This window comes from Pseudovibrio sp. W64 (assembly GCF_001623145.1).
In the GTDB taxonomy this organism is placed as follows: domain Bacteria; phylum Pseudomonadota; class Alphaproteobacteria; order Rhizobiales; family Stappiaceae; genus Pseudovibrio.
This window is the reverse complement of record NZ_LMCI01000041.1, coordinates 64,326-72,773: the sequence shown is the minus strand read 5'-3', so window position 1 is coordinate 72,773 and position 8,448 is coordinate 64,326. Positions and strand designations below refer to the sequence as shown.

Genomic DNA, 8,448 nt, shown 5'->3' with positions numbered 1-8,448 from the left:
TATATACAATGCGCAGGTATTGCCTGCTCGCCTTGCCCCTCCCGTTTCTCGGGACACTAAATTCCACCACTGCATGGAAGGCCATGCGGTGCCATTGGTGTTTGTATGGCGGGTTGCTGAGACTTGGGTTGGATTAGTACAAAAATGGATGCTCCACCTTCATGTGAATTTAAAGTGTCCCCGCGAGAATTGGTGGGTAACTTTTCGGAGAATGAGAATGGGTGTTGAGCACGAAAAATGGGCGACTGATGTTTTGAAACACATTGGTGTTAACCCGGAAATCCCAGCTCAGGTAATTGATGAAGAGCCGGATGGGATTGGTGATCAACCAGACGGCAATGAACAGCCAGAGCTGAAAGCCGGTTCTCCGGACCAGGTGGAAGCTGTCGGTCAGGATCACGTTAAGAGTGAGGAAAAGGCCGAGGAAAAAGAGGCCGATGGCGTCCACGAGCAGGTTAAAGATGACGTTACGGAGCCTGAGAAAACAGCTGCTCAAGAAAAAGTGGAAGCAGAAGTTCAGGAGCCGTCTAAGCCTGAAGACGTTCCTGCCGTTGATGGTGATGCCTCCAAGCCAGATCTGATCCTGCCGGAAGATGGAAGTTTGAAAGAGGCTGCGGATATCATGGCGATAGCTGAGCGAGAAGTTGGATGCGGGGAAGGGGAAATCAAATTCACCGGCTTCAGTTCGTGCATCGGTGTTACCGTACGAGACGGCACCAAGGTAAAAGGCGTGCACCTTGCACTGATTAAACCAGACGGAAATCCATTCAACAAAGATGATGCAGCAAAAGTGCTTACGTCTTTAGGGACCTACTCAGAAGCAATGATTTTTGGCCAGATCGTATTCTGGAAAAATCCTGATAATAAGGTTGACGACGCCTTTAAGGTTCTGGAGGAGGGACTAAAAGCTGGAGCGACCAAAGAGGATGGTTATAAGGATTTTCAGTTTGATGACGGGGAGTACGGTGCTGAGATCACCGAGGATGATGATTTCTTCCCAACATTTTAAGAACAGGTGGAACCCGATGACCCGAAGTTGGGGCTTCTGATTATGGTTATTCGGGTTCCACCTTACTGCCCGGGCAAAGGGCAGGCTTTACGCGGTATTCGGGGATCAGGCTGGTAGGGTGCCAACCTTGCCGCGTAAACTGATTTTCTCTAATGGCTGGATGTTGGCGTTTGGCGCCAGTTCCTGGAAGGACAACACAGCCAGATCGGCATAGTCGCGCTCGATCACTTTTCTGAAGAAACGGCGGATATCCATTGGGACCAGAATGACCGGAGCGATGCCGTTGTGTGCCAGATTATCGCCAATGGCGCTGCGCATGACGGTGATGAGCTGGCGGTGTGTATCCGGCGAAAGCGCCAGATAGGAGGCGCCGCTGGTTTGTCTGATGGCACCGCGCACTTCATCCTCGATGTCCTTATCGATGAGATATGCCGGAATGATGTGCTGACCTGCAGAGTATTTGTGCGTGATGTAACGGCTCAATGCCATGCGGATATGCTCCGTCAGCATGAGTGGATCTTTTTCCTTCTGGCCCCATTCCACGATGGCCTGCAGGATCGTGCGCATATCACGGATGGAGATGTCCTCACGCACCAGACGCTTGAGAACATCGGCCAACGAGATGAGAGGGACGGCGCGGTTTACTTCGCGCACCAGCTCGTCAAAGTCGCCTTCCATGTGCTTGAGCAGGAACATGCATTCCTGAATGCCGAGGAACTCTGCGGCGTGTTGTTTAAGCACATGAGCCAGATGCAGGCTGAGCATGCCGGTCAGTGTCAGGGTTTGAATGCCAGCGCGCGTTGCTTGTTCAAAGTGCCTGTTGTTCACCCAGAAAGACGGGGTGTTTGGCAGGAAGCTGTCGCCTTCCTCGTAAGGAATGTTGAACATAGCGAGGTTTGGCGGTGTTTCGCGGGCAATGAAATAGCCGGAACGTGCTGCGCCACGGGCAACAGGGACTTCGTTGACGAGGATACGGTACTCGCCTTCCGGCAAGCTCTCATTGAGGCGCAGTTTAATGCCGGGGAAGGGGACGCCGAGATCGAAGTAAAGCGCTTTGCGCACCTTTGCGACTTCTCTGTCGAGCTTCTTCGGGTTGAGTGTGGACCTGACTGAAGACGAGATATCGACAATGAGCGGAACGGTGATTGTAATGGCCAGATCCTGAGCGGCTTCCACTTCGGTCGCCATGTCCTCATCGGGCATCATCATAGCTTCGCCTTCAGGCGCTATGGCGGGCGCAAAGGCTGAGAGCTGCTGTGAATCCTTTCTAGCGGACTGAGATTTCGTCTTTCGCATGGAGAAGAAAGAAACAGAGCCGAAGATTGCAGCAAGGAGCAAGAAGATGAATGTTGGGAAGCCAGGAATAAGCGCGAAGCCGACCATGATTGTCGCTGCAATCATGAGGGCCCTTGGTTCACTGTTCAACTGTTTGGCAATGTCAGATCCAAGGTCGCTGGAATCCTCGGTGCTTACACGGGTGACCATGAAACCAGCTGTGATGGAGATGAACAGAGCCGGGATCTGAGCAACCAGACCATCACCGATGGTCAAAATGGTGTAACGATCCAGAGCATCAACAGCGCTCATACCATGCTGGGAGGTGCCGATGATGACGCCGCCGATAATGTTAACCGCAGTGATGATCAGGCCCGCAATCGCATCGCCCTTCACGAACTTCATGGCGCCGTCCATGGAACCGTAAAGCTGGCTTTCTTTTTCCAGCTTGGTGCGGCGGCGCTTGGCTTCATCCAGTTCGATCTGACCAGCACGCATGTCGGAGTCGATCGACATCTGCTTGCCGGGCATCGCGTCAAGGGAGAAACGGGCAGAGACTTCTGCCACGCGTTCAGAGCCCTTGGTGATCACCAGAAAGTTTACGATGGTCAGGATCAGGAAGATAACGATACCGACGACCAGATTACCCTGGACCACGAAGTTGCCGAAGGTGTCGATGATTTCACCGGCATCGGCTTTGAGCAGGATCAGACGGGTCGTCGTGATGGACAAAGACAAGCGAAAGAGGGTCGTCAGAAGCAAGATAGAGGGAAAGGCCGAGAGGGCTACAACATCTTTCAGGTAGAGCGCAGCCATCAGCAGGATCGCCGCAAGGCTCAGGTTGATTGCAATGAGCGTATCCACGAGAACCGTCGGCAACGGAAGGATCATCATGAATACGATTGCGATCAAAAGAAATGCCAGGAGAACATCATTTCTCCCTGACAACATTTGAAAGATTTTTTGCACGTCCTGCTCCTGATTTCAGCCTGCTCTTGCTTTCAGGCCAATTCACCTTTCGCTTCTAACAATTGGAAAAAGCCACAGGTGTGCCGCAGCAAACACTTGAGTAAAAATTTAAAAGAAGATTTGGAGTTATCCTTGCTCGTAAACGCTTATCAGGCGGGTAAAATGATTTCGTCGGTGTTTTCGGTCAGGGAGATCTGCGGTCCGGGTGTGGACTCAATCATGAGATTGAGTTTGCCAGCTTCGCTCAAAAAGTCTTTGAGTGTGGTGTAGAGTTTGTTTCTATCCAGATTGTTGGTGTACTCGGTTTTGATCAATGCGAGATCGCCGTCCTTCTCAACAAGGCCAACACGGTAATTGTTTTCCGCCTGTTGTTCCCCTGAGTAGCGTAGGGCGTTAAGATAAGTATCCCTTCGGGCTTCTGGCGCAGGGCTCCCTAAAATGGTGGAGATATGAAGGATATTATTGTCTTCATCACTTTCCAGGATGATCAGGAAATCTTCCAGTAGAACAGTCCAGGTTTTGGCTTCTGCGTACTCTGATATCTCCAAGGCTTCCAGAAGCGGTCCGACTTCAACCATCAAGTCGTGAATGATTTTGAAGTTGCCCATTCAGTTGTCCCTAACTCTACTGATTTATCTGGGATATTCTGTAGGGCCGGTCTCGAGAGTGTGTTGTGCTGTTTGATACAAACTACAATCATCTGAAGAAGAAATTTGCAGGCTGCATGCAATGTTTGTTGATGGCAGCTGATGATGAAGTTTTCGAACAGATGACTCGGCTCTGCTTTGAACTGTGAAATTGCTTAAGTCACTATGCGGAATTGGGTTTTACTTATTGCTTGACAATATAGTCTGATGAATATCTCATTACCTTAATAAAATTATAATGAAAAATCTTTTTGGGGGAGGGGTTGTTTTGTCTAAAGGTATTTTATTGAAATCTAGTCTGGTTGCACTTCTGCTTTCCGGCGGTGTTCTCTCTGCGGAAGCTGAAGTTATCAAGATCGGATACATTGATCCGCTATCTGGTCCGTTTGGGAGTACGGGTGATGCTGGGGTGAAGCACTTCCGCTATGCGGCTGAAGAAATTAATGCTGCTGGTGGTATGGGCGGCATGCAGGTGGAAGTGGTTGCTTTTGATAATAAAATCAATCCGAAGGAGAGCCTTGTTCAACTGCAGAAGGCGATTGATCAGGGTGTTCGCTTTATTGCGCAGGGGAACGGGTCGAGCGTTGCGAATGCTTTGACTGATGCGATTGCTAAGCACAACAAGCGTAATCCGGGAGAAGAGGTTCTTTTCCTCAACTATGCGGCGGTTGATCCGGCGCTGACCAACAAGAAATGCAATTACTGGCATTTCCGGTTTGATGCGCATGTGGACATGAAAATGGCGGGTCTGACTGATTGGCTGCGGGATCAGAAAGACATCAAGTCTGCTTATATTCTGGCGCAGGATTATTCTTACGGGCGAGCGTTTACAGCAGCTGCAAAATCCATGATTGAGGAGAAACGTCCGGACATCAAGATTGTTGGTGCAGAGCTTCATCCCATTGGCAAGGTTAAGGATTTCACACCTTACGTGCAGAAAATGATGAGCGCGAAAGCGGATGTTGTGTTTACGGGAAACTGGGGAACAGACATGACGCTGCTGGTGAAAGCGGCTAATGCGTCCGGTCATACGGTACCGTATCTGACGTTCTATGGCGGTGGTCTTGGGGCTCCGACGGCGATGGGGAAGAGCGCTGTTGGGTTGGTGAAGCAGATCACTGAGTTCCATGAGAACATCGAGGCCTCTGAAAAGCAGATGGCTCGGGTGGATGATTTTGAGAAAACCAACAATCTCGATTACTATTATGAGCGGGTTTTCACCTTGATGAACATGCTTGATAACGCCGTTGATGCGGTTGGGTCAGTGGATGTGCCCAAGGTTGCAGCTGAGCTGGAAGGCATGACTTATGAGACGCCGTATGGAGAGGTGACCATGCGGGCGGATGATCACCAGCTGATGCAGCCGCTTTATATCTCTACGTTTTCTGAGGGTGTTGCCCGTGATGTGGAGAATACCGGTTACGGGTTCAAGACAGATATTACCATTCCGGCAGCGGCGACTGAAACTCCGACGACGTGCAGGATGCGTCGCCCTTCCTAACGATCTTACTTGAACAATGGCATGCTCGGGCAATTGGGCTTGAGCGTGCTCTTTTCTCTTGAGGGATGTTATGGAGACGGTTGTTTTTGCTCTGCTTAACGGGCTGATCTATGGCTTGTTGCTGTTCATGCTGTCCAGCGGATTGACGTTGATTTTCAGTATGATGGGCGTTCTCAATATGGCTCATGCCAGCTTTTACATGCTGGGTGCCTACTTTGCTTTTACCCTTGGTCAGCACACCGGCTTCTGGTTTGCGTTATTTCTGGCGCCGATTTGCGTTGGAGCGGCGGGGGCCTGCGTTGAAAAGTGGGGCCTGCGCAAAGTGCATGCCAGGGGGCATGTGGCTGAGCTGCTTTTCACATTCGGGCTGGCTTATGTGATTGAGGAGCTGGTGAAGATCATCTGGGGCAAGTTTGCTGTTGCCTATGAGATTCCGCCGGAGCTCAATTATTCGCTCTTCGAACTGTTCGGTTCTCAGTATCCGGCGTATCGCATTTTCATGTTGGCTGTGTCCATCGCGATGCTGGCGGGACTTTGGTACCTGTTGAAGCGGACACGGATCGGGCTGATCATTCAGGCGTCGCTGACGCACCCGCATATGGTGTCTCATCTGGGACATAACGTACCGCGGATCTTTATGCTGGTGTTTGCGGCGGGCTGCGCTCTGGCGGGTCTGGCCGGGGTGATTGGCGGCAACTATCTGGTGACCGAGCCGTCCATGGCGTTTTCGATCGGACCGATTGTTTTCGTGGTTGTTGTGGTCGGTGGTATGGGCAGTCTGGAAGGGGCGTTTATTGCCAGTTTGCTGATTGGCTTTCTTCAGACCTTTGCCATCTCAATCGATAGCAGTTTTGCTGAGATCTTTTCGTTTGCTGGATTGAGCGCTGATGGCGATATCGGACGTATTACCATTGCGTCTTTGGCTCCCATGCTGCCGTTCCTTCTTTTGGTGCTGATGTTGATGCTGCGTCCGCGTGGTTTGATGGGGGAGCGTGAGTTTTGACCGACTACAGTCTTGACCGGGTGCCTGATTTGGCTCCGAGTGCACGCTACAAATTTGCGACACGGGTTCTGCCGCTGTTGCTGCTTGCTCTGATCCTGTTGAGCATTCCGCTGTTTGAGCCGTCCAGAACGTGGCTATCGCTGTTCAACGCGATTGGCATCAATATGGTTTTTGCTCTGTCCTACAACATGTTGCTGGGGCAGGCAGGTATGCTTTCCTTCGGCCACGCCGTCTACTTTGGCCTTGGTGGTTATGCGGCTATGCACGGGATGAATGCGATTGAGAACGCAAGTTATGATGGTGGTGTCTGGGCAGCCTTTCCCATGTTTGCCCTTCCACTGGTGGGGTTTGCGGGAGGAGCGCTGGCGGGCGCAGTGATTGGCTGGCCGTCCTGCCGGCGGGCGGGAGTGCCGTTTGCCATGATCTCGCTTGGCATTGCAGAGCTTGTTGCGGCTGCCGGGTTCATGTTCATCAGCGTCTTCGGTGGCGAGGAAGGTATCACTGGCGATCGTATGAATGGTGTTGAGCTGTTCGGGTTGTCTCTTGGGCCGCTGGGCGAAGTGTACTGGTTTATCGCGTTCTGGACCTTTCTTGGGGTTGCGCTGATGTATGCCTTCACCAGAACACCGCTTGGCAAGATGGCGCAGGCAGTGCGGGATAATCCAGAGCGGGTGCAGTTTGTGGGTTATAACCCCAACCGTGTACGTTATTTGGTGTTCATTGCCGCTGGCGGTTTTGCTGGGCTGGCGGGCGGCATGTCTGCGGTGAACTATGAGATCTTTACGCCAGAAAGCCTGAGTGTAATCCCGTCGGGTCTGGTGTTGCTGATGGCGTTCATTGGTGGTGCGCGATATTTTGCGGGGCCTATTCTTGGGGCTGTGGTGCTGACTTATATGCAGTCCAATCTCTCAGATTATTCAGAGGCGTGGCTGCTTTATCTGGGGCTGCTGTTTATCGGGATGATCCTGTTTGCACCGGGCGGTCTTGCAGGGCTGTTGTTGAGCGGGACAGCTGCCTTAAAGCATTCTTTGAGTGGTAAGGGAGTGTTGCGGGCTGGGGTGTTTGCGATTTCGGCCCTGATGGCTGCAACTGGTGTTGTTGTGCTGGTTGAGTTGGCAGTACGGCATTCCAACGGGTTCGGAGAGGCTTTTGAACTGTTTGGTTTCCATCTGGCTCCTGACCAGATGATGCCATGGGTGGTTGGTTTGATGCTTACCGGTGTTGGTATGGGCTCGCTCAAAGTGCTTTCCAGACAGGGAGGTGCAGGCTCATGAACGCTCCAGCCTTACAGCTGACGGACCTTCGCAAAAGCTTTGGTCCGGCGAAGATTATCGAAGGGGTGTCGTTGGAGATTGCCCGGGGTGAGCGACACGCGATCATCGGTCCCAATGGAGCTGGCAAGTCCACGCTGTTCAATCTTATCTCCGGTCTGTTTCCGCCAAGTTCGGGAACAATAAATTTGGCTGGGCAGCAGATCTCGGGCCTGAAACCTCACCAGATTAACCGACTTGGATTGTCGCGTAGTTTTCAAGTCTCCAACATCTTCGCCAATATGTCGGTGCGCGAGAATGTGCGCTGCGGAGTGTTATGGTCGCTTGGGTATGGGCACAGTTTCTGGCGGAATATTGGTAACCTGAAGGAGGTGCAGCGCAAGACTGCCGAGGTGTTGGAGAAGGTGGGGCTGACGGATAAAGCCGATGTGCCTGCTGTGCTGCTGACCTATGCGGATCAACGCACGCTGGAGATTGCTATCACCATTGCAGGCGGGGCAGATGTAATCTTGCTGGATGAGCCGACGGCAGGCATGAGCCATTCTGAAACCGACAGGGCGATCAAGCTCATTGAGATGGCGACGGAAGGGAAGACGCTCTTGATCGTGGAGCATGACATGGGTGTTGTGTTCGGGCTTTCTGACCGAATTTCAGTGCTTGTTTATGGTGAGATCATCGCAACCGGAACGCCAGAGGAAATTCGCGGTAATGCGCGGGTGCGAGAGGCGTATCTGGGTGATGAGGCAGATTTTGCGGAGATGAGTGCATGAGCG

At 52.0% G+C, this 8,448-nt stretch carries 7 protein-coding genes; 5 read left to right on the top strand and 2 right to left on the bottom strand.

Annotation, left to right across the window (positions count from 1 at the left end; translation table 11 throughout):
• The first annotated feature begins 217 nt into the window (after positions 1-217).
• On the top strand, positions 218-1,009 hold the full coding sequence (locus PsW64_RS23815) for a hypothetical protein (protein WP_063305242.1): 792 nt from the start codon (positions 218-220) through the stop codon (positions 1,007-1,009).
• A 105-nt stretch (positions 1,010-1,114) separates the two neighbouring features.
• On the opposite strand, the gene sctV is transcribed toward PsW64_RS23815, so the two are convergent.
• Positions 1,115-3,253 (bottom strand): type III secretion system export apparatus subunit SctV, encoded by a 2,139-nt coding sequence (sctV, locus tag PsW64_RS23810; RefSeq protein WP_057464013.1) that lies wholly within the window; start codon positions 3,251-3,253, stop codon positions 1,115-1,117.
• A gap of 149 nt (positions 3,254-3,402) precedes the next feature.
• A complete protein-coding gene (locus PsW64_RS23805; RefSeq protein ID WP_063305241.1) occupies positions 3,403-3,861 on the bottom strand; it encodes a type III secretion system chaperone in 459 nt (152 codons plus the stop codon).
• 307 nt (positions 3,862-4,168) lie between these two features.
• Between PsW64_RS23805 and PsW64_RS23800 the strand changes: the two genes are divergently transcribed.
• From PsW64_RS23800 to PsW64_RS23785, 4 genes are all read left to right on the top strand, one after another.
• A complete protein-coding gene (locus PsW64_RS23800) occupies positions 4,169-5,401 on the top strand; it encodes a branched-chain amino acid ABC transporter substrate-binding protein (protein WP_063305263.1) in 1,233 nt (410 codons plus the stop codon).
• A 70-nt stretch (positions 5,402-5,471) separates the two neighbouring features.
• Positions 5,472-6,404, top strand: a complete 933-nt coding sequence (locus PsW64_RS23795) for a branched-chain amino acid ABC transporter permease (protein WP_063305240.1) — start codon at positions 5,472-5,474, stop codon at positions 6,402-6,404.
• A complete protein-coding gene (locus tag PsW64_RS23790; RefSeq protein ID WP_063305239.1) occupies positions 6,401-7,678 on the top strand; it encodes a branched-chain amino acid ABC transporter permease in 1,278 nt (425 codons plus the stop codon). The genes PsW64_RS23795 and PsW64_RS23790 overlap by 4 nt, the downstream gene beginning before the upstream one ends.
• Positions 7,675-8,445: an ABC transporter ATP-binding protein gene (locus tag PsW64_RS23785; protein ID WP_063305238.1), complete on the top strand. Its 771-nt coding sequence runs from the start codon at positions 7,675-7,677 to the stop codon at positions 8,443-8,445. The genes PsW64_RS23790 and PsW64_RS23785 overlap by 4 nt, the downstream gene beginning before the upstream one ends.
• Positions 8,446-8,448 lie beyond the last annotated feature (3 nt).